General features: G+C 65.3%; 19 protein-coding genes, 1 tRNA gene and 1 other RNA gene. 15 read left to right on the forward strand and 6 right to left on the reverse strand.

Annotated features, from left to right (window positions below):
• Positions 1 to 52: 52 nt before the first annotated feature.
• The 4 genes from ftsE (at position 53) to ssrA (ending at position 3,096) form a co-directional block, all read left to right on the forward strand.
• Positions 53 to 1,090 (forward strand): cell division ATP-binding protein FtsE, encoded by a 1,038-nt coding sequence (gene ftsE / locus ACLQ62_RS04525; RefSeq protein ID WP_411720473.1) that lies wholly within the window; start codon positions 53 to 55, stop codon positions 1,088 to 1,090.
• Positions 1,087 to 2,001, forward strand: a complete 915-nt coding sequence (gene ftsX / locus ACLQ62_RS04530) for a permease-like cell division protein FtsX (protein WP_411720474.1) — start codon at positions 1,087 to 1,089, stop codon at positions 1,999 to 2,001. Before ftsE ends, ftsX begins: the two co-directional genes overlap by 4 nt.
• Before the next feature lie 112 nt (positions 2,002 to 2,113).
• On the forward strand, positions 2,114 to 2,590 hold the full coding sequence (smpB, locus tag ACLQ62_RS04535; protein ID WP_297359329.1) for an SsrA-binding protein SmpB: 477 nt from the start codon (positions 2,114 to 2,116) through the stop codon (positions 2,588 to 2,590).
• 130 nt (positions 2,591 to 2,720) lie between these two features.
• Positions 2,721 to 3,096: a transfer-messenger RNA gene (gene ssrA / locus ACLQ62_RS04540) on the forward strand.
• A 98-nt stretch (positions 3,097 to 3,194) separates the two neighbouring features.
• On the opposite strand, the gene ACLQ62_RS04545 is transcribed toward ssrA, so the two are convergent.
• Together ACLQ62_RS04545 and ACLQ62_RS04550 are read right to left on the reverse strand one after the other, a co-directional pair.
• A complete protein-coding gene (locus tag ACLQ62_RS04545) occupies positions 3,195 to 3,974 on the reverse strand; it encodes a lysophospholipid acyltransferase family protein (protein ID WP_411720475.1) in 780 nt (259 codons plus the stop codon).
• Positions 3,975 to 4,003: 29 nt separating this feature from the next.
• A complete protein-coding gene (locus tag ACLQ62_RS04550; RefSeq protein WP_411720476.1) occupies positions 4,004 to 4,825 on the reverse strand; it encodes an inositol monophosphatase family protein in 822 nt (273 codons plus the stop codon).
• A 124-nt stretch (positions 4,826 to 4,949) separates the two neighbouring features.
• Here ACLQ62_RS04550 and ACLQ62_RS04555 point away from each other — a divergent pair.
• The 3 genes from ACLQ62_RS04555 (at position 4,950) to ACLQ62_RS04565 (ending at position 7,228) form a co-directional block, all read left to right on the forward strand.
• Positions 4,950 to 5,025 (forward strand) — tRNA-Lys (locus ACLQ62_RS04555).
• Between the two features lie 169 nt (positions 5,026 to 5,194).
• Positions 5,195 to 5,908: an NUDIX hydrolase gene (locus tag ACLQ62_RS04560; protein WP_411720477.1), complete on the forward strand. Its 714-nt coding sequence runs from the start codon at positions 5,195 to 5,197 to the stop codon at positions 5,906 to 5,908.
• A gap of 108 nt (positions 5,909 to 6,016) precedes the next feature.
• Complete coding sequence (locus ACLQ62_RS04565; RefSeq protein ID WP_411720478.1) at positions 6,017 to 7,228, forward strand: excalibur calcium-binding domain-containing protein; 1,212 nt, start codon at positions 6,017 to 6,019, stop codon at positions 7,226 to 7,228.
• 85 nt (positions 7,229 to 7,313) lie between these two features.
• Here the strand turns inward: ACLQ62_RS04565 and ACLQ62_RS04570 are convergent, their stop codons facing one another.
• Both ACLQ62_RS04570 and ACLQ62_RS04575 read right to left on the reverse strand, forming a co-directional pair.
• A complete protein-coding gene (locus tag ACLQ62_RS04570; protein ID WP_411720479.1) occupies positions 7,314 to 8,900 on the reverse strand; it encodes a chitinase in 1,587 nt (528 codons plus the stop codon).
• The gene (locus ACLQ62_RS04575) at positions 8,897 to 11,215 is read right to left on the reverse strand and encodes a glycosyltransferase family 2 protein (protein ID WP_411720480.1); all 2,319 of its coding nucleotides are present in this window, start codon (positions 11,213 to 11,215) and stop codon (positions 8,897 to 8,899) included. The genes ACLQ62_RS04570 and ACLQ62_RS04575 overlap by 4 nt, the downstream gene beginning before the upstream one ends.
• A 214-nt stretch (positions 11,216 to 11,429) precedes the next feature.
• Here ACLQ62_RS04575 and ACLQ62_RS04580 point away from each other — a divergent pair, with 214 nt between their 5' ends.
• The 5 genes from ACLQ62_RS04580 (at position 11,430) to ACLQ62_RS04600 (ending at position 17,066) form a co-directional block, all read left to right on the forward strand.
• Positions 11,430 to 12,242 carry an alpha/beta fold hydrolase gene (locus ACLQ62_RS04580; RefSeq protein WP_411720481.1) on the forward strand — a complete coding sequence of 271 codons (813 nt, stop codon included), beginning with the start codon at positions 11,430 to 11,432 and terminating at the stop codon, positions 12,240 to 12,242.
• A 71-nt stretch (positions 12,243 to 12,313) separates the two neighbouring features.
• Positions 12,314 to 13,699, forward strand: a complete 1,386-nt coding sequence (locus tag ACLQ62_RS04585; RefSeq protein WP_411720482.1) for a glucose-6-phosphate dehydrogenase — start codon at positions 12,314 to 12,316, stop codon at positions 13,697 to 13,699.
• 84 nt (positions 13,700 to 13,783) lie between these two features.
• The gene (locus ACLQ62_RS04590; protein ID WP_411720483.1) at positions 13,784 to 15,040 is read left to right on the forward strand and encodes a cytidylyltransferase domain-containing protein; all 1,257 of its coding nucleotides are present in this window, start codon (positions 13,784 to 13,786) and stop codon (positions 15,038 to 15,040) included.
• Positions 14,955 to 15,827, forward strand: coding sequence for an N-acetylneuraminate synthase family protein (locus ACLQ62_RS04595; protein WP_411720484.1), 873 nt, complete (start codon positions 14,955 to 14,957; stop codon positions 15,825 to 15,827). Before ACLQ62_RS04590 ends, ACLQ62_RS04595 begins: the two co-directional genes overlap by 86 nt.
• Positions 15,828 to 17,066 carry a DUF6716 putative glycosyltransferase gene (locus tag ACLQ62_RS04600; protein ID WP_411720485.1) on the forward strand — a complete coding sequence of 413 codons (1,239 nt, stop codon included), beginning with the start codon at positions 15,828 to 15,830 and terminating at the stop codon, positions 17,064 to 17,066.
• Positions 17,067 to 17,084: 18 nt separating this feature from the next.
• Here the strand turns inward: ACLQ62_RS04600 and ACLQ62_RS04605 are convergent, their stop codons facing one another.
• Complete coding sequence (locus ACLQ62_RS04605; RefSeq protein ID WP_411720486.1) at positions 17,085 to 17,522, reverse strand: hypothetical protein; 438 nt, start codon at positions 17,520 to 17,522, stop codon at positions 17,085 to 17,087.
• Positions 17,523 to 17,796: 274 nt separating this feature from the next.
• Complete coding sequence (locus tag ACLQ62_RS04610; protein WP_411720487.1) at positions 17,797 to 18,030, reverse strand: hypothetical protein; 234 nt, start codon at positions 18,028 to 18,030, stop codon at positions 17,797 to 17,799.
• A gap of 181 nt (positions 18,031 to 18,211) precedes the next feature.
• Between ACLQ62_RS04610 and otsA the strand changes: the two genes are divergently transcribed.
• From otsA to ilvD, 3 genes are read left to right on the forward strand one after another with little or no spacing between them, the layout of a single operon-like run.
• The gene (gene otsA / locus ACLQ62_RS04615; protein WP_411720488.1) at positions 18,212 to 19,717 is read left to right on the forward strand and encodes an alpha,alpha-trehalose-phosphate synthase (UDP-forming); all 1,506 of its coding nucleotides are present in this window, start codon (positions 18,212 to 18,214) and stop codon (positions 19,715 to 19,717) included.
• On the forward strand, positions 19,714 to 20,496 hold the full coding sequence (gene otsB / locus ACLQ62_RS04620) for a trehalose-phosphatase (protein WP_411720489.1): 783 nt from the start codon (positions 19,714 to 19,716) through the stop codon (positions 20,494 to 20,496). Before otsA ends, otsB begins: the two co-directional genes overlap by 4 nt.
• A gap of 35 nt (positions 20,497 to 20,531) precedes the next feature.
• On the forward strand, positions 20,532 to 22,226 hold the full coding sequence (gene ilvD, locus ACLQ62_RS04625; RefSeq protein ID WP_411720490.1) for a dihydroxy-acid dehydratase: 1,695 nt from the start codon (positions 20,532 to 20,534) through the stop codon (positions 22,224 to 22,226).
• The last annotated feature ends 14 nt before the right edge of the window (positions 22,227 to 22,240 follow it).

Below are 22,240 nucleotides of genomic sequence, written 5' to 3' on the forward strand. Positions count from 1 at the left end.
CTAGGCGTGTCACGACCGCGATACGGCCCACCCTGCCTAGGCTCGTGTCGTCATGATTCGGTTTGAGAACGTCACGAAGAAATACCCCGGCACGAAACGGCCAGCGATTCACGAGATGGATCTGGAGATCGCGAGGGGAGAATTCGTCTTCCTTGTCGGCGCCTCCGGTTCCGGGAAGTCGAGTTGCCTGCGATTGATCCTCAAGGAGGAGAAGCCGTCGAAAGGCTCGATCTTCGTTTTGGGCAACGACCTCGGCTCGATCTCGAGCCGGAAGATCCCGTACTTCCGCCGTAATCTCGGTGTCGTGTTCCAGGACTTCCGCCTGCTGCCGAACAAGACAGTCTTCGAGAACGTGGCGTTCACCCTGCAGGTGATCGGCAAATCCCGCGGCTTCGTCCAGGAAGCTGTTCCTGACGTACTCAAGATGGTCGGACTCGAGAACAAAGCCGATCGGCTGCCTCACGAGCTCTCCGGCGGTGAGCAGCAGCGCGTCGCGATCGCGCGCGCCGTCGTCAACAAACCGCAGATTCTTCTGGCCGACGAACCGACCGGGAACCTGGACCCGGCGACCAGCGCGGGGATCATGCAGATCCTGGAGCGTATCAACGCGAGCGGAACGACGGTCCTCATGGCCACCCACGAGGCAGGCATCGTCGACAAGATGCAGCGACGGGTGATCGAACTCGTCGACGGCGTCATCGTCCGCGATGAGCTCGAGGGCGGGTACGGCACAACCGGCATCGTCCCGGAGCTCAAGCCGGCGGTGGCGAAAGGCCAGTCGGCCAAAGCCGCACGCCAGGAGGTCGCCGAGGTCGCGGCGCAGGCCGAGGCCGATACGCAGGCCCACCAGATCCTCATCAATACGCCGGCCCCCGCCGCTGAGCCCGCACCGGCCACTCGCCGCTCGCATTCCGCACACACCGACGACGTCGAACGTCTGAGCCCCACCGCGACCGGCGCCATCAACATCCCGAACGCGGACAGCCTGGGCGACGTCTCGGATCACCTCTCCCTGGCCGAGCGCCTCGGCTTGCGAGCCGCCGAGGACCCGGACGCAGACGATGAGCAGAGTGTGGGGCCGGTTCGATGAGGCTCTCCCTGATCTGGCAGGAGGCGACAACAGGTCTCCGCCGCAACGTGTCCATGGTGATCTCTGTCATCCTCGTGACCTTCATTTCGCTCACCTTCGTGGGCACGGCGGTTCTGCTGCAGATGCAGATCGGCCAGATGAAGAACTACTGGTACGACCGCGCCCAGGTCGCGATCTACCTGTGCACCGCCGATTCCCTGACCGAGACGTGCACCGCCGGCGCAGCAACCGATGACCAGAAGGCCAGTATCACCGGCCAGCTCGAGGGTGAAACCCTTGCGCCGTTCGTTGAAGAGTTCTACTTCGAGGACCACCAGCTCGCGTACGACAACTTCCAGAAGCAGTTCGCGGGCAACGACCTCGCCAGCCTCGTCGCTCCTGAGCAGCTCAACGAGACCTACTGGGTCAACCTCAAGGACCCCTCACAGTCCGAGGTGCTGGTCGAAGCGTTCTCGAGCACAGCCGGGGTGGAAGAGGTGACGGACCAGCGCCAATACCTCGACGCCATATTCCAGGTGCTCAACGTGGCCAGCTACACCGCCATCGGCATCGCCGGGCTCATGCTCATCGCCGCCGTCCTCCTCATCGCCACGACGATCCGGCTGTCCGCATACTCGCGGCGCAAGGAGATCGGGATCATGCGACTCGTAGGCGCTTCAAACCGGTTCATCCAGACGCCGTTCATCCTCGAGGGAGTCTTCTCCGCGGTGATCGGTTCGATTCTCGCCGGTGGGGCGGTGATCGGCATCGTGCATTACTTCATCGCAGGATACCTAGCACCGCGGATGCCGTTCGTCAGCTTCGTCGACATCTCCGACGCGTTCATCGTTGTGCCGGTGCTCATCCTGCTCGGGATGATTCTGGCCGCGTTGTCCGCCAACTTCGCCATCAAGCGCTACCTGAAGATCTAAGATCGCCGGGCGCGCGGCATCCGACCTGTTGTTAGACTGGTGGGCTGCCGCGCCACCGGTGCGGCGATCCATCCTGCGGCGTGTGCCGCCAACCGACTGTCGGAGTGAAACCGTGCCAAGGGAACGTGGCGAAAATGTCGTGGCGACGAATCGCAAAGCGCGCCACGACTACCTGATCGAGGACACGTACGAGGCCGGGCTCGTGTTGAGCGGCTCCGAAGTGAAGTCGCTCCGTGCCGGCCGCGCCTCTCTCGTCGACGGGTACGCGTTCATCGAAGGCGGCGAGGCCTGGCTCGATGCCGTGCACATTCCCGAGTACACCGGGGCCACCTGGAACAACCACCCGCCGAGGCGCAAGCGCAAGCTGCTCCTGCATAAGGCGCAGATCCTCAAGATCAGCCACAAGGTGGCGCCAGGCGGCTACACGATCATCCCGCTCAAGCTGTACTTCAGCGACGGCAAGGCGAAGGTGGAGATCGCCATCGCCAAGGGCAAGAAGGAATACGACAAACGGCAGACGCTGCGCGAGCGCGAAGCGACGCGCGAGGCAGCGCGTGCCGTCGCAGCCCGCAACCACCTCGGTGAGTGACCGCCGGTCTGGCAGACCATGAGCCGACCGCCTATAATGGGACGACTGGGCCGCACGGTTCAGATGCCGGTTCGCCGGTTTGGTAACTTCACAGCGCGTGACAGCAACTCACTCTCTCAAGGGTGTGCATGGGGATGATCGGTTTCGACACTGCCTGCGCAACTGTGAGAAGCGGGTCGAGGATCCAGGGTTATCTCGTAAACGATCTCTGGAAAACAATAAGTGCCAATTCAAAGCGCACTGACTTCGCCCTCGCTGCCTAAGCGAGCGCACTAAAGAAGTCCGTCAGACCGGGGATGCTCTCTACCCGGACCCTGGCGCCATTTAGAGAGATTGCTTCTACGTTTCGTCTCAGGGCGTAGAGGGACTCTTACTGAGGCTGGGCTCGTCGGATTAGGTGCCAGTGACACATTCCGGAGCCGAGTAGAACGCCTCCACTGGATACACCCGTAGAAGGCACATGACCACAGCAGTGGACCGGGGTTCAATTCCCCGCATCTCCACCATCAGTTGCTGTCACGCGACGTGAACCGAAAGGCCGCCCTCTGGGCGGCCTTTCTGCGTTCGGGCCTCGACCTCCACACCTCCGTGCCCCGATCGGAGGTCAGCGCGCTTTCGCCTCAGCCTCCGCCGCCTTCCGGCGCTGCCGTTCTGCCTCCAGCACCGCTGCTTCCTCAGGAGTCGGTGCCGAACCGCCCAGATGCGCAGGCTGCCACCAGACACCCGTGCCGTCGCCGGGATAGCTGGCCTGGGCTTCGTCGAGGAGCTTTTGCATCGACGAACGGAGCGCTGTCGTCTGCGCGCGGACGTCCAGGCCGGCGTCCGGGTGAAACGGAGCGCCGATCGCGAAGCGGATGGGAACGTTACGCGCTTCCGCGAGCGAAGGCTTGCGGCCCTTGGTCAGCAGGCGGTGCCCGCCCCAGACAGCGATGGGGATGATCGGGACCTGTGCCTCGGCAGCCATCCGGACCGTTCCCGTTTTGAGGTCCCGCACGGTGAACGACTGATTGACCCCGGCCTCCGGGAACACCCCGAGCAGCTCACCGGCCTTCAGCGCGGTAATGGCCTGGCCGTACGCCTCACCTCCGGACTTCATGTCCACGGAGATATGCCGCATGCCGCGGAGCAGCCAGCCGACGACGGGCTTGTCGAACGCGCCCTTCTTCGCGAGGAAACGGATGCGACGACGGTTGCGGTGCCAGACCATCCACTCGGTGAGCGCGAAGTCCATGTAGCCGAAGTGGGTGATGGCGAGCACGGCGCCGCCCGCCGCCGGAAGGTGTTCTGCACCTGTCACGATCGGCTTGAGGCGAAGCGCACCGAAAACCAGCCTGCCGACGCCGATCGCGGTGGCGTACACAGGTTCCGGAGTTCGCTTGCTCATACCGAAATGTTAAGCCGCACGGCTTCGGATCAGAGGCCCTTGCGTTCGGTCGTTGGCTCGTGCGTGAGGACGTCGAGGACCTGATCGTGGAGGATGCCGTTGGTCGCCAGTGAACTGCGGCCGGCGATGGTGTCCGTGCCGTCGATCGAGGAGAAACGGCCACCGGCTTCGCGGATGAGGACGACGAAAGGGGCAATGTCGTACTCCTTGACGTCGAACTCGGCGACGATGTCGAGAAGTCCCTCGGCGAGCAGCCCGTATGACCACATGTCGCCGTACGCGCGGTCACGCCACACAGAGCGGGACAGGCCGATGAGCTGGTCGAGGTACCCGGCCTCGTCCCACTGGGCGATGCTCTGGAAGCTGAGGGACGCATCCTCGAGCTTCTGCACACCGGATACACGGAGTTGCCTGGGCTCCGTCCCGTTCTCGGCGAGCCAGGCGCCGGCTCCGTCAGCGGCCCACCACCGTTTGCCGAATGCCGGAGCGCTGGCAACGCCGACGACGGGGACGCCGTTCACGGCGAGGCTGATGAGGGTCGCCCAGTTGGGGACGCCCCGAAGGAAGTTTGCGGTGCCGTCGATGGGGTCGAGGATCCACTGGCGTTCGGTGGAGCCGGCCGTTCCATATTCCTCACCGAGAATGCCGTCGGCGGGCCGCTCAGCGGCGAGGATTTCGCGGAGCGCCCGCTCGACCGCCAGGTCCGCGTCGGTGACGTGCGTGGCATCCGGTTTGGTCGACACCTCAAGGGTCTTCGACCGGAACCTTTCGAGGGAGATCGCATCGGCGGCATCCGCCAGACGGAGAGCAAGGGCAAGGTCATCGGAGAGGGAGGGGGGAGTGCTCGTCATGCTCCCACGATAGCGTCGAGCAGCGGCCGGCCCGCCCTTCGGTGCCGTCGCCCGATTGGCGGAGGACGCGGATCGCATGCTAATCTTTTCCACGGCCCGCCGCACTGTCTGCGGGTTGGAATACGCACCTCTAGCTCAATCGGCAGAGCAACTGACTCTTAATCAGTGGGTTCCGGGTTCAAGTCCCGGGGGGTGCACCATAAGCCCCGGTCACTGTCATGTCCGGGGCTTTTTTCACGTCGTGGGTGCAAACGACGGTGGTGCGCTAGCTCGCGGTGGCGCCCCCTTGACGCGATGACCGGAACCCGGTGTTCTGCGCGTGGCGCTATCGTGAATCGGGTAGACGTAGAGGAGCCGAGGGGGGTCGCGATGACGCGTGAGGGCATCGAGCGCACGGGCGAAGCCGCCGTGTATCGCGTGGCAGCGACCGTCCTGTTGCTGCGCGACAGCGATAACGGCCCAGAGGTGCTGCTGCTGGAGCGGCCGCAGGCAGGTGGTTCCTTTCCTGGGGCCTGGGTCTTCCCCGGCGGGGCGATCGACCCTGGGGATCGTGTCGGTTCCTCGGGCGAGCTCGACGGTGAGGAGGCTTCCGCACGACGAGCGGCAGTGCGAGAAGTGCGCGAGGAAACATCGCTCGAGATCGGCTCGGATGCCCTGGTGGAGGCCGCCTGCTGGCTGCCGCCGGCGATAACGCCGAAGCGATATCGCACGTGGTTCTACGCGACACGTGCTCCGCAGGGCGAGGTCATTCTTTCGCCGCAGGAGGCGGTCGCCTGTGAATGGCTGCGCCCGTCCGAGGCGCTGCGCCGGCACGCAGAGGGCGTGTTCGAGTTGGTCCCGCCGACCTGGGTGATGCTCCACCGGATTGCCTCCGATGCCACCGTCGATGCCGCTCTTGCCCGTGTCGCCGGGGGAGCCGAGCACTTCGAAACCCACGCGCATGTGACGGCGGCTGGCGCCGTGTTGCTCTGGCGCGGCGATATCGCCTATGACGACGCTGCTCTCCTCGACGCCGACGGCACACGGCACCGCCTCGATACGCGGGGCACTCCATGGGTCTACATCCGCACAACGGACGGCTGAGGCACGCCCGGCGCAGCCACTAGGAAGGAGTTTTCGGTGGCCCGCGACCCGTGTCTGCCCGTTATGGGGCACGCGGCGGCCCTCGTCCTGCGTTAGCGTCAGAACCGTATGTCTGTGCTCGCATTGAGTGCCAGAAACCGGGGGGATCCATTGACCGACGAATTGCAGCGCCCTTTTGACGACCCGAAGGCTCGAAGTGGCCGGTCGGCCACAACGAAGACTCCACGGTTTCGGCCGACCCTGAGCACGTGGATCGTCGGCGGAATCGTTGGGCTCTTCCTGCTGATCGGCGGGACTGCGGCCGGTATGACCCATGGCGTCGCACCGACGGCCGCCGTGCAGGCATCCGCCACCCCCAGCGCGAAGCCGAAGCCCAGCGCGGAGACGACACCGTCTCCAAGCACCACGCCTGACTTCTCCGATGAGGCACCAGTCGATCCTTCGACAGCGGAAGCACCGTCTGAAGATGCATCGGTGGTCGTCAGCGACACCTCCGCGACCGACACGACAGCGCTCGCGCTCCTCGCAACCATCACGGTTAAGGGCAAGGCTCCGAAGACGGGATATGAGCGTACTGGCATGTTCGGTACGGCGTGGCTGGACGTTGACCGCAACGGATGTGACACCCGCAATGACATCCTCGCCCGGGACTTGACTGCGATCGCCAAATCGGGGGATTGCAGGGTGATGACCGGAAACCTCGTTTCTCCATTCACCGCCTCGTCTATCGCGTTCGTGAGAGGCCAGGACACGTCAGCTCTGGTTCAGGTCGACCACGTCGTTTCGCTCTCCAACGCGTGGCAGACAGGCGCTCAGCAGCTCACACAAGCGCAGCGAATCTCCCTCGCCAATGACCCCATCAACCTCCTCGCCGTAGACGGTCGCTCGAACGCCCAGAAGGGCGACGGGGACACCGCCACCTGGCTGCCCTCCAACAAAGCATTCCGCTGCGGCTACGTCGCCCGTCAGGTGTCCGTGAAAGCAACATACGGTCTCTGGGTCACGCCAGCGGAGCACGATGCAATGACCCGAGTCCTCAACTCGTGCCCTGGCGAGCTCGCGCTCACGTCTTCATTCGCCCCCGCGCCCGTTCCTGTCGTCGTCCCGCCCCCCGCACCGGCGCCGGCTCCCGCACCGAAACCCGCGCCCGCGCCAGCGCCGGCGCCCGCACCGGTACCTGCCCCTGCTCCGGCTCCTGAGGTCTACTACGAGAACTGCACCGCCGTCCGGGCGGCTGGAGCGGCTCCAATCCATCAAGGACAGCCCGGATACAGCACCAAGCTTGATCGTGACAAAGACGGCATCGCGTGTGACACCTAAGACATGACACCTCAAGCCCCGGTCACTTTCGTGACCGGGGCTCTTCCCTTTTCCCGAGGGTTTGAGGGGGTGAGGGACGCTCCGCTTACGGGACCGTTGGTGTTCCCTCCTCCAGTACTTTCGCGACCTCTTCTTCGGTGAGCGGTGTCCACGGTGAGCCGTCCGGGTCGGCCGAGGCCGCCGCCGGGCTCTCGCCCTGGTTCCACCACTTCGATTCGAACGGCAAGCCGTCGAAGAGCACGCGATCGTCCCGCTCGTAGACCGTGGTTCCCGACCAGGCCGGGTAGGCGCCCTCCGGCAGCGTCATCGGCTCGAACGGCTTCTCGCCGGGCAGTACCGGGCCGATGAGCGTCCACGGGGTTTCCCATTCGTTGAGCACCGGGTCATCCGGCAGGTCTCCTCGCGTCCACCATTTGGCCTGATACACGCTGCGGTGCCAGACGATTTTCGTGCCTTCAAGGTATGACGAGGTCGGTGCCCAGACGGGGTACGGGCTAGTCTTCGGGTCGTCGACGATCGCCTCGATCTGGTCCGCCTCGGAGGTGGTAACCGATGAGGCGGACTCGTCAGGGCGTCCGTCGAAGCCGGATGCCAACAGATCGGCGAACTTCACGTCGCCCTGCTTGATCCCGCTACAGGAGTCCGACACGCGCTTGAGGTCGACATAGTTCGAGCCACACGTCCTGTCCCGGTTGAGTGACCACATCGACATTCGGCCGAGCTTCTTCTCCACCGCAAATTCGTTCAGTTTCTCCGCGTCGCCGAGGTCGAAGACCTCGGCGGCCACGTCGTTCTGGCCGATCATGGGGGTGGCACCGAGCTTCGACCACACGGTTGCATCGGTCAGCTCTGTTCCGGCGCGTGCGTACAAGCCCCGGATCTGCCGGTGGGCCGAGGTCAGCGCCTTGATCGACGCTTCGGCCTGGCTGTCACCGTCGGCGCGGCTGCTGCCGTAGTCCATGGTCATGACGTTCACGCCGGCCAGGTCAACGCCCGCGTCGAGCATCTGTGTCACGGCCGTCGTCCCGTCTTCGGTCATGCCGAACGGCGCAACCGGGAGGGTGAGCCAGACGGCGAGGTCCTTGCCGTCTCCACGACGCTCCTCCTGCAGCGTCTGGATCGCCTTGGCCCGGCGTTCTCCGGCCTCGGTATCGGTCAGGTTGCCGGCTTCGATGTCGAGGTCGATGGTGCTGACGTTGTAACGGTCGAGCACCTCTGCGTAGGCATCAACGAGCTTCTTCGTATCGGTGCAGACCGTGGCGAGCTCATCGTTCAGCAGGCCGCCGAACGAGACGATGACCTGCCCTCCGCGCTTGCTGAGCCCGGCGAGCCGTCGGTCGAGGTCGAGCGACTTCGCCGCCTCGTCAAGGGTGAACGCGGTGCCCCAGGTCGGCTGGCATTCGTCGTCGGTGTCGGCGACGATGAACGACAGCACGACATCCCGCGCAGCGTCGGAAACCGGGGCTTCGAAACGGAAGGTGGGGGTCGCTGTCACGTCGGCATACCCTGCGAACCACGGGGTGTACTCGTCGGCCGCCTGTGCCGACTGCCACCACTGGAATCCGGCATAGGCGCCACCGGTCAGGGTTGCCACGAGGAGCATCGCCAGGCTGACGCGCACCGCGGAGAGCCTGCGGCGGGGATGGGTGCGCGGAACTCGCTCGCGGCTCATCGTGCGCTCCTGCGGGTCGGGGCGAGAACAACCGACGGCGTTCCTGCGCCAGCGGGACTGGTCTGGGACACTCCTGACGCGTCAAGGGAGCCGTGGTAGAGCACGGCCCGCCAGTCCGGCGACGGGATCGATGGTGAACTGGTGACGGCGGTGCGAGCCACTGTGGGCTTCCTTTCCACGAAGAGCCAGCGGCTCATGCTGACGTTGGCGTCGACGATCGAGTTCCAGATTCCGATGTTCGCGATGATCGCCCCGGTGCCGAGAAGAGCGTTGACGGCCGCGAACGCGGCATTCCCCCAGTTCTCGGCCGAGACGTCACGCCACAGGGTCAGAACGGAGAACGCGACAATCAGGTAGGGCGTCACAACGTAGAGCAGCGGTGACGCCGTGCGGTTCTTGATCTTCGGTGTTCGAGCGAATGGGATCTTCTTGCTGGTGATCGACTGTTCGATCGACTTGAGCACACCGGCGAGATTCACCGGGAGCAGAACGAGGTTGAAGCCGTAGATGCGCAGGATGTCGCTGAACCGGTAGCCGCAGTAGCGTAGGTCGCTTCCCATCGCCAGGAAGTACGGCAGCGCCGCCAGCACGACCACCGGGCTCAGCAGCCGACTGTCGTACGGGTAGACGAGCAGGAATACCAGGCCCAGGCTCGCCCAGGCGATGGAGGCCATGTAGTTCACCCGCAACAGGATCTCCAGAAGTCGCAGCGGATGCCCGCTCCGCTTCCGGTCGCGGATCTGTCGCCAGAGTTTCGGGAGGATAAGCAGGCCGCCGTTCGCCCACCGCCGACGCTGGACGATGAGTGAACCGAAGTCCGGAGGAGTGGCGCTGTAGCTCAGACGTTCCGGGTAGTTGATCAGGGTCCAGCCGTGCCTGCCCAGGTCGATGCTTGACTCGGTGTCCTCGATGACGGTGCGGTCCTGCACGTACCGGCGCACGTCGAAACCCCCAACCGTCTCGACTTCGACGATGTCTTCGAGAGCGCGCTTGCGGATGACCGCGTTCGCTCCCACCCAGAACGTGGCGCCGTAGTACGACATGCCCTGGTGGAGGATGTGCTGAAGATCGGTCGTCGCGCCGGCGAGGCGTTCGATCCGGGTCGGTGCCCCTCGAAACGACGAGTACGGGGTCTGCGTCACCGCAACGCGTTCGTTGTCTGGCTGGTCCAGGAGGAACACCAGTCGGAGGCAGTACTCCCGGAGAAGAAGCGAGTCCGCGTCGAGGGTGAGCAGATAGTCCGAGTCCGGGACGGTGAATTCTGCCTCTGCCGAGCTGGGCGCCACCCGGAGGATCGTCCCGTCCGGCCCGCTTTCCCGGATGTAGCTTCCGCCCATCAAGCCGATGTAGGCGTTGAGGTTCATGGCCTTGTTCGCCTCGTGGGAGAGCGACGCGAACCTCTTGCGCTCGAATGTTTCGAGATCGGCGGAGAAGATCCAGGAGAGCCGGCGCTGAAATTCCAGTACGCGGCTTGCCGCGAGCAGCGCATTCTCATCCGCGGCGGCTTCCAGTGCGTCGGCGGTCACGGTGAGGTCGTCGGCCAGGCCGCCGAGAACCTGTTCAACGAAGAAGACGTCGACATGGTCCTCGACTCTCTCATCCGCCGCCATCTGCCGAAGCCACTGCGCTGCCCACCGGTAATCTGCCGCGAGATCGCGAACGGCCTCGACCGATGCCGATCCGCCGTCGATGCACAGGATCTCGGTGAGCAGCAGCCTGTCGCTGAAGCGGGATCGGGGTTCAGCCAGCGCATCCGCAATCTCCTGCGTGATACGGCGTGAACTCTCGAGGGTCTCGGCGACTGCTCGGTCGGTCGGGTATGGCGGGTCGTCGAGAAGCAGCACAACGCGCATCGACGGGTATTCCTGAAGCACGGCCGACCACAGCGTCTTGCGAATGACCGCAGGCTCTTCGCTGTATGAGGGCACCAGCACCGTGATGGTTCCGCGGTGGTCGGTGAAGTGACTGTCCAGTTCCGCGCGTGGGACGCGCACGTGATCCCGGAAGCGCTGCAGCGCACCCTGCCGCGCGACGAGGTACATGAGGGCTGAGAAGGTGAGAAAGGTGAGAACGACAACATAGGAGACGGCTTCGGTGGTGAATCGGAACCCCTCGGTGCCGTTGTTGAGGAACTGGCGCATCACCGTATAGATGAGGTAGCCGAGCCAGGCGACGACGGTGGCGAGGATCGCGAGTCGCCCCCAGGTGATCTTGGCGTCGCTTGGTCGGTCGTGAACGACGGACAAGGGCCGGGTGGAGCGTTCTGCTCCCCATTGGCGCTTGCGTCTGGGCGTGCTTGTAGAACTTCTGGGCATCGGACATCCTCGGGTAGAGCCGGGTTCTGTGCGCGGTTTCGCGCCAGACATTCAGGGGTAAGCGAGCGGGCGTTCAGTCGGGTGAAGCAAGGTGCGGAAACGTGAGGATTCCCCACGTCTTTGAATGTAGGGGCTCCTCAACGCGCCAGGAAACCCCCCGAAGGAGGCGGCGAACGGGGTTATCTGAACCCTCAGGTGTCCGTAGTGTCAGAGAATGGAAGCGTTGACCAGGGGTACTGCCCACCTGGACACGGGGGTGACAGTGCCGTACGTGTCGATCGGGGATGCTGAGGGACCGCCCCTTGTTTTGCTGCACGGCTGGGGCGAGTCAGCAGGCGTCTTCGAGCGGCTGCTCCCCGGGCTGCCCGAACGATACCGGGTGTTCGCATTCGACCAGAGGGGTCACGGCGAAGCGACGAAACCGCATTCCGGATACGCGCTCAAGGACACCGCCGACGACGTTCGGGCGTTTCTTGATGCTGTCGGCGTCGAATTCGCAGTCCTTCTGGGCTCGTCGAGTGGAGGGTACATCGCCCAACAGGTCGCCGTCTCGTGGCCTCCTCGTGTGAAGGCACTGATTCTCGTCGGAGCCCCCCGAAGCCTCGCAGGGACACCCTCCTTCGCGGCCGAGGTCAACGCGCTCAGCGACCCGATCGATCCGGCGTGGGTCCGGCAATCGCTGGAGTGGTTTCCGCTGGCCGCACCGGTCCCGGAGGAGTATCTCAACGACCGCGTCCGTGACGGTGTCCGGACGCCTGCTCACGTCTGGCAAATGGCTCTCGCCGGATTCGGATCGGCCAGGGCGCCCACCGAGGTGGGGGAGATTTTGTGCCCGACTCTGATCATCCGCGGCGAGCGCGATGAGGTGATACCCGACGCTGAGCACGAGGCTCTTGCTCGGTCGATCCCCGGATCGCAGCTGCGCCGCTACAGCGATACCGGCCATCTCGTGTTGTGGGAACGACCGGACCTGGTTGCAGCCGACGTGACCGAGTTCCTGGCGGGCGTGACCGGGCACTCGTCCTGAGCCGCGTCCCGCGAGTTGCGGCTGGGATCAGGATCCCGGCACGGGAACCGCCCCTGGCGTATGGTCGGAACATGACGCGCCCCACGACGACTCTGTTCCTGCTCGGCGGGGGAGGGGACCTCTCCTCCAGACTCCTGCTCCCGGCACTCGGGCAACTCCTCACCAGCCAAAAGGACCGGAGCGTTCAGCTCATCGGTGTCGGTGTCGACGATCTGACGGATGCCGCCTGGCGCGAGATCGTCACATCCTCTTTCGCGACGGTGGAGGCATCCGGGAACGCCGTCGACGCCCTGCTGCATGGCACGATGTTCCGTCAGGCCGACGTCACCGACGCCGCCGCCCTGGAAAAACTTCTCGCCGAGACCGATGGCACCCCCGCCCTGTACTTCGCACTACCACCGGCCGTCACCGTGAAGGCCTGCGCCGCCCTCGAGAACGTCAACCTTCCCGGGGGAACGGTACTGGCGCTGGAGAAGCCGTTCGGCACCGACTCCGCCAGCGCAGCGGCACTCAACCACCAGCTGGCGCGGCTCGTGCCCGAGAACCAGATCCACCGCGTCGACCATTTCCTGGGCCGGTCGACGGTGTTCAACCTCCTCGGCCTGCGCTTCGCCAACCGCATCTTCGAACCGCTCTGGAGCTCGGAGCACATCGAGCGAGTGGACATCGTCTACGACGAACAGCTCGGGCTCGAGAAGCGAGCCGGCTACTACGACAAAGCGGGTGCCCTCGTCGACATGATCCAGAGCCACCTGCTGCAGGTGCTCGCCCTGTTCGCCATGGAAGCGCCGTCCACGCTGGAAGCAGCGGACCTCCGTGACGCCAAGGGTCTCGTACTCCGGGCCACCCGGCCGTGGGCGGACGACGCCGCATCAGCCGGACGGCGCGGCCGGTACACCGCGGGGCGCGTCGACGGCCGCGCCTACCCGTCGTACATCGATGAGGGCGGTGTCGATCCTTCCCGGAACACCGAGACTCTCGCGGAGATCACCCTCCAGGTCGACACCTGGCGCTGGGCCGGTGTGCCGTTCACCCTCCGATCGGGCAAGGCCCTCGGCGAACGCCGACGCGAGATCGTCGTGCGATTCAAACCCGCCAATCGTGTGCCCGCCGGATTCAGCGGCAGAACGGACCCCACTGTGTTGCGGCTGTTCCTCGCCCCGGACGAGATGTCGCTCTCGATCAACATCAATGGCGCAGGGGATCCGTATGAACTCGAACGGACGACATTTCACACGACCTTCGATCCCGGCCAGTTCGGTGCATACGGGGAGGTGCTGGAAGGCATCCTCGACAACGACCCGGCACTGTCGGTTCGCGGTGACACCGCCGAGCAGAGTTGGAGAATCGTCGAACCGTTCCTCGCCGCCTGGCGCTCACGAGCTGTCCCGCTCGACGACTACCCCGCGGGTTCCGCCGGCCCGGCCGGGTGGGAACCGATCGGCGTCGGGACCTAGCCAACGCCGAGCTGTCACCCCCCGTTCACCGATCCGACTCTTCGCGGCCACCGGCGAGGTGGGGATCCTTCCTAGCCTGAGGGGATGTCCCAGGCGTCCCCCAACCTCGTCGTCGCCGTCATCCCGGCGCGCGGTGGATCCCGTGGCGTCCCCGGGAAGAACATCCGGCGGGTAGGCGGAGTTCCGCTCGTCGGCCGTGCGGTTCTCTCCGCTCGGAACGCCACGCTCATTGATTCGGTCTTCGTCTCGACCGACGCCGCCGACATCGCCGACGTGGCATCCGCGCACGGTGCGAACGTCATCGACCGTCCCGAAGACCTTGCCGGGGACACGGCGTCGAGCGAGAGCGCACTGCTGCACGCCCTCGACGAACTCGAGAAGGACGGCATCCACGCCGACATCCTCGTCTTCCTGCAGGCGACGTCTCCGTTCATCTCGTCGGAGGACCTCGACGACGCGATCGAGAGAGTCGCCCTCGGGGAATCCGACGTCGTGTTCTCCGCCGTCCAGACGCACGCCTTCCTCTGGCACGACACCCCGGCCGGTGCCGTTGCGCTGAATCACGAGGCCCAGAGCCGTCCGCGCCGCCAGGACATGGTTCCGCAATACCGGGAGACAGGCGCGTTCTACGTTCTGCGGGTGGCTGGCTTCCGAGAGGCACGCCACAGGTTCTTCGGTCGCATCGGAATGGGACTGGTCGACCCGGCAACGGCCATCGACATCGACGTCGAATCCGATCTCTCGGCGGCAACTCGGATGCAGGCGGATGTCCGACCCGTGAAGCGCATCGACGTGGACGCGGTGGTCACCGATTTCGACGGGGTGCACACCGACAACCGGGTTTCGGTGGCCGAGGACGGCAGCGAAACCGTCATCGCCCATCGCGGTGACGGGATGGGCATCGCTCTTCTGCGCGCAGCAGGAATCCCGGTCCTGATTCTCTCGACCGAGACCAACCCGGTGGTCGCCGCGCGCGCCAGAAAACTTCGCGTCGACGTCCAGCACGGCGTCAGCGACAAAGCATCGGCCCTGCGCGACTGGGCGGCGAGCGTGGACATTCCGCTCACCCGGATCGCCTACCTCGGCAACGACGTCAACGACCTCGGATGTCTGGACATCGTGGGCTGGCCGGTCGTCGTCGCCGACGCCCATCCCGACGTGTTCGCCTCCGCCCGGCTCGTTCTGACGCGCAACGGCGGCGACGGCGCCGTCCGCGAACTCACCGATCTCATTCTTAACGAAAGGACAGCCAGTCATGACCCTGCACATCGGAGCCAATCCCATCGGCTCACATTCCCCCGTGTACGTGATCGCCGAGATCGGCCTCAACCACAACGGTGACGTCGCCCTGGCGAAGGAGCTGATCGACGTCGCTGCCGACGCCGGTGCGCAGGCTGTGAAGTTCCAAAAGCGAACACCGGCCATCTCCACTCCTGAGCACATGAAAGACGTGCTGCGGAGCACGCCGTGGGGCGAGATGACCTACCTCGACTACCGGTACCGAGTCGAGTTCAACCGGGAGCAGTACGTCGAGATCGGCGACCACGCGACGCTGCGCGGCCTGGACTGGTTCGCGTCACCGTGGGACGAGCCGAGCGTCGACTTCCTCGAAGACCTGAGGGTGTGCGCGTACAAGGTGGCGTCAGCATCCGTCACAGACGACGCCCTGCTGCGTCGGATCGAGGCCACAGGTAAGCCCGTTCTGCTCTCGACCGGCATGTCAACGACCGAGCAGATCGACCGCGCCGTCTCCCTTCTCGACCCGTCTACCCTCGCGGTGCTTCACGCCACCTCCACCTACCCGTTGCCGCCGGAGGAAGCGAACCTGCGCATGATCCCCGCGCTCGCCGAGCGGTACCCTGGCATCCCGATCGGATACTCCGGGCACGAACGCGGACTGCAGATTTCCCTCGCGGCCGTCGCGCTCGGCGCCTGCATCGTCGAACGCCACATCACTCTCGACCGCGCCATGTGGGGATCCGACCATGCTGCGTCGCTCGAGCCGCACGGCTTCTCGACACTCGTGCGTGACATCCGCATCCTCGAAGAGGCGCTCGGCGACGGCGTGAAGCGCGTCTTCCCCGGTGAGCTCGCGCCGCTCGCCAAGTTGCGCCGGGTCGACGCGTAGATGGGGAGGAAGGTCGTCGGGATCGTCGATTCCGATTCCTTCGCCAAATGGGGAGCAAGTCTCCTCGACACGTTGCCCCTCGGCTGGGAACTCTCCCTGCTCGTCGTGTCGAGCGCGCTCACGGCGAGCCCCCGGCAGGTCGTCGACGCCATCGCGGGCACGCGGTTCACGCCGGGCGACGTGCGGTTCCTGACGATCGCGGACGTCCTCCGCGACGCCTCCGTCGAACGGGCGGATGCCGTGCTGGTCGCGTGCCGCGGCCCGGTCGCTGAGGTGCTCCTTCATGCGCTCAGCCGGGGTGGCAGTTCGCGCCCGGTACTCGTGAGCGGACTGCCGGGCATCTCGATCCCGGCGAAATGGAAAGGAATCTTCTACCGCGCACAGGCCGACCTGTTTGTGCTGCACAGCCACCAGGAGGTAGCCGCCTACCGGGAACTTGCCGCTGAACACGATACGGAGATGGAGTTTGTTCTCGCCACGCTTCCGTTCGCGCGCAGCCAGGGGGCTTCGCCCGCGTCGGTCGGCAAACGTGACAGTGTCATCTTCGCCGCACAAGCGATCGTTCCGCGAGAGCGCGCGGACCGGCAACGGGTGGTGGACATCCTGTGCGAACTTGCTCGGGAACAACCGGACGTGCGCGTCGTCCTCAAGGTCCGTGCCCTGCCAGGGGAGGAGCAGACTCATGCCGAGTTCTTCCCGCTGCCCGATCTGCTGCCGCCGAACCCGCCCGGAAACCTGGTGGTGGAGTCCGGACCGATGAGCGACCATCTGGGCCGGGCCCTGGGATTCGCAACGATCAGCTCGACGGCGGTGCTGGAAGCAGCCGCTCGCAAGATCCCGAGCATCCTGCTGAACGATTTCGGCATCGACGCACTGCTCATCAACGAAGTTTTTGCCGACAGCGGTCTTCTGGCACCGTCAGCGGATCTCATCGGCCTGCGCTTCCCCGCGGTCGACCGCGCCTGGCTCGCAGAGAACTACGCTCATCCGGCATCAGACAACACCTTCGTGCGCAGGCTCGTCAGCCGCATGGCGGAGCGAGACAGCGGTCCTCTACCGGCCCGCGCTCAAGCGCGGCGAAGCAGCGGCGGTGCACTGCGGCGGGCGTGGGACCGGCGGCAGGCGCTCGGCCGGCACGACCGGTCGGTCCTCGGATTTTTCGCGCTTCTGATCGGTTGGCCGATGTTCAGGGTGCGACAGGCGAGGCGGGCGCGAATGATTGCAAACGCCGAGCGTTGAGCCCGGGAGCAGGGACAGTCAGGAGACGCGGGTGCCGTTCCAGCGCTTCTTGGAGCGGGACAGAGTCGGGGTCACCATTTCCGGGTTCACGTGGGAGGGGTCGTGGCGTTGCGGGTCAGCCCACACGGCGACGGAGTTCAACTCGAACATGACATGTTCGGCTGTGGTCAGGTCACGCGGGGTGTCGGCCAGGTTGACGGCTGCGTCGAAAACGGACGGGTCGACATCGGAGGCCCCGGACGACGGCACGGTCGTAACGGTGATCGTTTGCACGATGCCGGTGGGCGTCCCACTCGCACGCGCCGCTTCAGCGGCCTCCGCGACAGCCGTTGCCTGGGTCCCGACAATGGCCGTCGTAAGTTCTCGCGCCAGGGAGAATGCAGCCATCTCGTGGAAAAACGCATCCGTGTCTGCACCGGTGCGACGAACGAGCGTCCAGTCTCCGTGTGCGCCCATGTGTGTATCGAGACGTGCTCGGATTTTCTCGAAAAGCTGCTCTTCCGAGAGCTCGATACCAGGCGCTGGCACCGGCGCCGGAGGGGCGACGGTTACTGGTGCGCGATGACGACGGCGACCAAACATGTCCGGTGCTCCCTGCTACTGGCTGCGGTGATCCTTCCAGTGTGCGGGAGTGGCTCTCAACCGGCGCCCTGACACGCCGAATGCCGCGGGAACGAGCGAATAAATGCCCGGTGATCCGCCTTTCAGCCGGGTCTTGACGGCTTCCGCGTCAGATTTTTCCGGCCTTCCTGCGCTTCAGCTTGCTCTTGCCGCCCTCCGCTTCGACCTCTTTCTGATCGGTTCGCTCCGAGACCGCGGCGAACGCGTTGGCGACCGTGACGAGCCATCCGACCCAGAGCAGGGCGAGCCGCCAGTCCCGCGGGGCGTTCTTGCTCGTCTTGATCAGCGTCAACGCACCAGCGAAGGCACTGATGACGGTGAAGTTCAGGACATATTTGCGCATTCGGGTGCACCTCCAAGGTCTCTGACGCTAGCGGGAGTCGGACGAGAGTTCCAACCCCTCGCACAACCGCGCGCATGTGTGCGACGGGGGGTCCCCGCTGATCGACGGCTGGTAGCCTGTGAGGCCAGCCGAGAGTGGCGAACGACGATGCCGATCGACGGCCGAGGGGACAGAAATAACCGTGACCACACCCAGCACAGGCGACACATACGACTTCGTCGTGGTGGCCAACCGGCTCCCAGTCGACAGCGTCACCCAGCCCGACGGCACAGTCGGATGGCGGATGTCTCCCGGTGGTCTCGTAGCGGCGCTCGAACCGCTGATGAAGACGTCGGACGGCGCCTGGGTGGGCTGGCCGGGGGCGCCGGACGTCCAACTGGAACCGTTCGAACACGAAGGCATCCGCATGGTGCCGATCGCGCTGAACGCCGAAGAGATCGAGAACTACTACGAGGGATTCTCCAACGACACCCTGTGGCCGCTGTACCACGACGTCATCGCGCAGCCGAGTTACCACCGGGAGTGGTGGGAAACGTACGTCGAGGTGAACCGTCGCTTCGCTGACGCCACCGCGCGAATCGCCGACATCGGTGCCACCGTCTGGGTGCACGACTACCAGCTTCAACTCGTCCCAGGCATGCTGCGCGAAGCACGCCCGGATCTCACCATCGGGTTCTTCAACCACATCCCATTCCCTGCCTACGGAATCTTTTCCCAGCTTCCGTGGCGGCAGCAGATCATCTCGGGACTCCTCGGAGCAGACGTCATCGGCTTCCAACGGGTTGCGGATGCCGGCAACTTTTCCCGCGCCGTCCGCAGGCTGTTCGGCTACGAGACCAAAGGCACCCGGGTCTGGGTTCCGGTCGGGGACTCCTCAGACCCCACCACCGGAGACCGCTCGCACGTGCGCGGCGCCCCGGTGCGCCGGGTGGTCGCTCGCGCATTTCCCATCTCCATCGACGCGACGAGTTACGTCGAGCTTGCGAAGGACCCCGCGGTCCAGGCTCGGGCGAAGCAGATCCGTGCAGAGCTCGGCAACCCGAAAACGATCATGCTCGGCGTCGACCGTCTCGACTACACCAAGGGCATCGGACACCGGCTCAAGGCGTTCGGGGAGCTCCTCGCCGACAACCGCCTCGCCGTCAACGACGTCACCCTCGTGCAGGTGGCCAGCCCCAGCCGCGAGCGTGTGGCCAGCTACATGCAACTCCGTGACGAGATCGAGTTGACCGTCGGCCGCATCAACGGCGACTACGGGTCGATCGGCCACACCGCCATCAACTACCTGCACCAGGGCTATCCACGCGAGGAGATGGTCGCCCTCTACCTCGCCGCAGACGTCATGCTCGTCACCGCGCTCCGCGACGGGATGAACCTTGTGGCGAAGGAATATGTCGCCACCCGCGCCGACCTCGGCGGTGTCCTCATCCTCAGCGAGTTCGCCGGGGCATCCGACGACCTTCGCCAGGCGCTGCTCATCAACCCGCATGACATCGACGGGGTGAAGGATGCCATCATGCAGGCCATCGAGATGCCCGGCTCCGAACGGCGCCGACGCATGCGGGCCCTCCGTAAACGTGTGCTGGAGAATGACGTCGTGAAGTGGTCGAGGGTGTTCCTCGAGGAACTCGCGAACTCCACCACGGCGCATCCGGTCTCGCACGAGCACCCGGACGCACGGAAATGAGTGCGATCGATGCGGCGCTCAACAGCGCGCTGAAGCAGCTCGCCGACGCGGAGCACCTCCTCGTTGCGCTCGACTTCGACGGTACGCTCGCGCCGTTCGTCGACCGACCGGAGGACGCCCGGGCCCTGCCGGAGGCACGGCTCGCCGTCGAACGGCTGCTCGAGGTGTCGCATACAACGGTGGCGTTCGTCTCCGGGCGCGCGGTCGACAGCCTCCAGCTCGCTTCCGAGGCACCGGCCGGTGTTCTCCTCGTTGGATCCCACGGTGCCGAATACCGCTTCGACGGCGTCGATGCGCACCCTCCGCTGGATGCGGATGACACCGAACGGCTCCGAGCCCTGACCGCCGGATTCGCCGGGTTCTCGGACGCCCACCCCGGCGCGCGCATCGAACGCAAACCGGCAGGGTTCGCCGTCCACACCCGCGGCCTCGACTCTGAGGCAGCATTTTTGGCAGAGAACGACGCACGCAGGATCGTCGCGGACGTCTGCCCGGATGCCACGGTGCGCGACGGCAAGGACGTCCTCGAATTCTCGGTCCTCGACGCGACCAAGGGCGACGCGATCCTGCACCTGCGTGACTACACCGGTGCCACAGCCGTGCTCTACGCTGGCGACGATGTCACCGACGAGGATGCGTTTTCCGTGCTCAATACGGGGGACCTCGCACTCAAAAGCGGGGAGGGGCCCACCATCGCGCCGTTCCGGGTCGGTTCCCCGGCGGAGGTCGCCGAGGTCCTCGACAGTCTGGCCAGCTTCCGCGCAGCGACCGGTCGATGAAAGCCGGGGCATGTTCGAGGTTCTAGACTCGAACCATGTCAGAGATCGACCTGAAACCTCGCAGCCGAGCAGTCACAGACGGAATCGAAGCCACCACATCGCGAGGAATGCTCCGCGCCGTTGGAATGGGCGACGAGGACTGGGACAAACCCCAGATCGGCATTGCGTCGAGCTGGAATGAGATTACCCCGTGCAACCTGTCGCTTGACCGGCTCGCACAAGGGGCGAAGGAAGGCGTCCATTCCGGAGGCGGATACCCGCTGCAGTTCGGCACGATCTCCGTCTCCGACGGCATCTCCATGGGCCACGAAGGCATGCACTTCTCCCTGGTCTCCCGTGAGGTCATCGCCGACTCGGTCGAAACCGTGGTCATGGCTGAGCGCCTGGACGGCACCGTCCTCCTCGCCGGCTGCGACAAGTCACTGCCCGGCATGCTCATGGCCGCCGCACGACTGGATCTCGCCTCGGTGTTCCTCTACGCCGGCTCGATCGCTCCGGGCTGGGTGAAGCTCAGCGACGGCACCGAGAAGGACGTCACGATCATCGACTCGTTCGAAGCGGTCGGTGCCTGCAAGGCCGGCACGATGAGCGAGGAAGACCTCAAGCGCATCGAGTGCGCCATCGCCCCAGGCGAAGGTGCGTGCGGCGGTATGTACACGGCCAACACGATGGCGTCCGTCGCTGAAGCTCTCGGCATGAGCCTGCCTGGCTCTGCTTCCCCGCCCTCAGCCGACCGCCGCCGCGACTACTTCGCTCACCGCTCAGGCGAAGCCGTCGTCAACATGCTGCGCCTCGGAATCACCGCCCGTGACATCCTCACGAAAAAGGCGTTCGAGAACGCCATCGCCGTCGCCATGGCGTTCGGCGGGTCAACCAACGTCGTGCTGCACCTGCTCGCGATCGCGCGCGAGGCTGAGGTCGAGCTCACCCTCGATGACTTCAACCGGATCGGTGACACCGTTCCGCACATCGGCGACCTCAAACCGTTCGGCAAGTACGTCATGAACGACGTCGACCGCCACGGGGGCGTGCCCGTCGTGATGAAGGCGCTCCTCGACGCCGGCCTGTTGCACGGCGACGCTCTCACGGTCACCGGCAAGACGGTCGCCGAGAACCTCGCCGACCTGAACCCGCTGCCGCTCGACGGCGAGGTCATCCGCGCGCTCGACAACCCGATCCACGCCACCGGCGGTATCACGGTGCTCCACGGCACCTTCGCGCCTGAGGGCGCCGTCGTGAAGACCGCCGGCTTCGACGCCGACATCTTCGAAGGCCCCGCCCGCGTGTTCGAACGCGAACGTGCCGCCATGGACGCGCTCACCGACGGACAGATCGCCGCAGGGGACGTCATCGTCATTCGATACGAGGGCCCGAAGGGAGGGCCAGGGATGCGCGAGATGCTCGCGATCACAGCGGCCATCAAGGGCGCTGGGCTCGGAAAAGATGTACTACTATTGACGGACGGTCGATTCTCAGGCGGCACAACCGGCCTCTGCATCGGCCACATAGCACCCGAAGCAGTGGACGCCGGTCCCATTGCCTTCGTGCGCGATGGTGATCTGATACGGGTCGATATCGCAGCTCGGTCGCTCGACCTACTTGTCGACGAAGAAGAGTTGGCTGCCCGCCGCATCGGCTGGGCCCCGCTTCCCCCGCGCTACACCCGTGGAGTTCTCGCAAAATACGCCAAGCTCGTGCACTCCGCCGCGGAAGGCGCGATCACGGGATAGTTGCGCGTCCTGTC

Source organism: Mycetocola sp., assembly GCF_046716805.1.
Classification (GTDB): Bacteria; Actinomycetota; Actinomycetes; order Actinomycetales; family Microbacteriaceae; genus Mycetocola_A.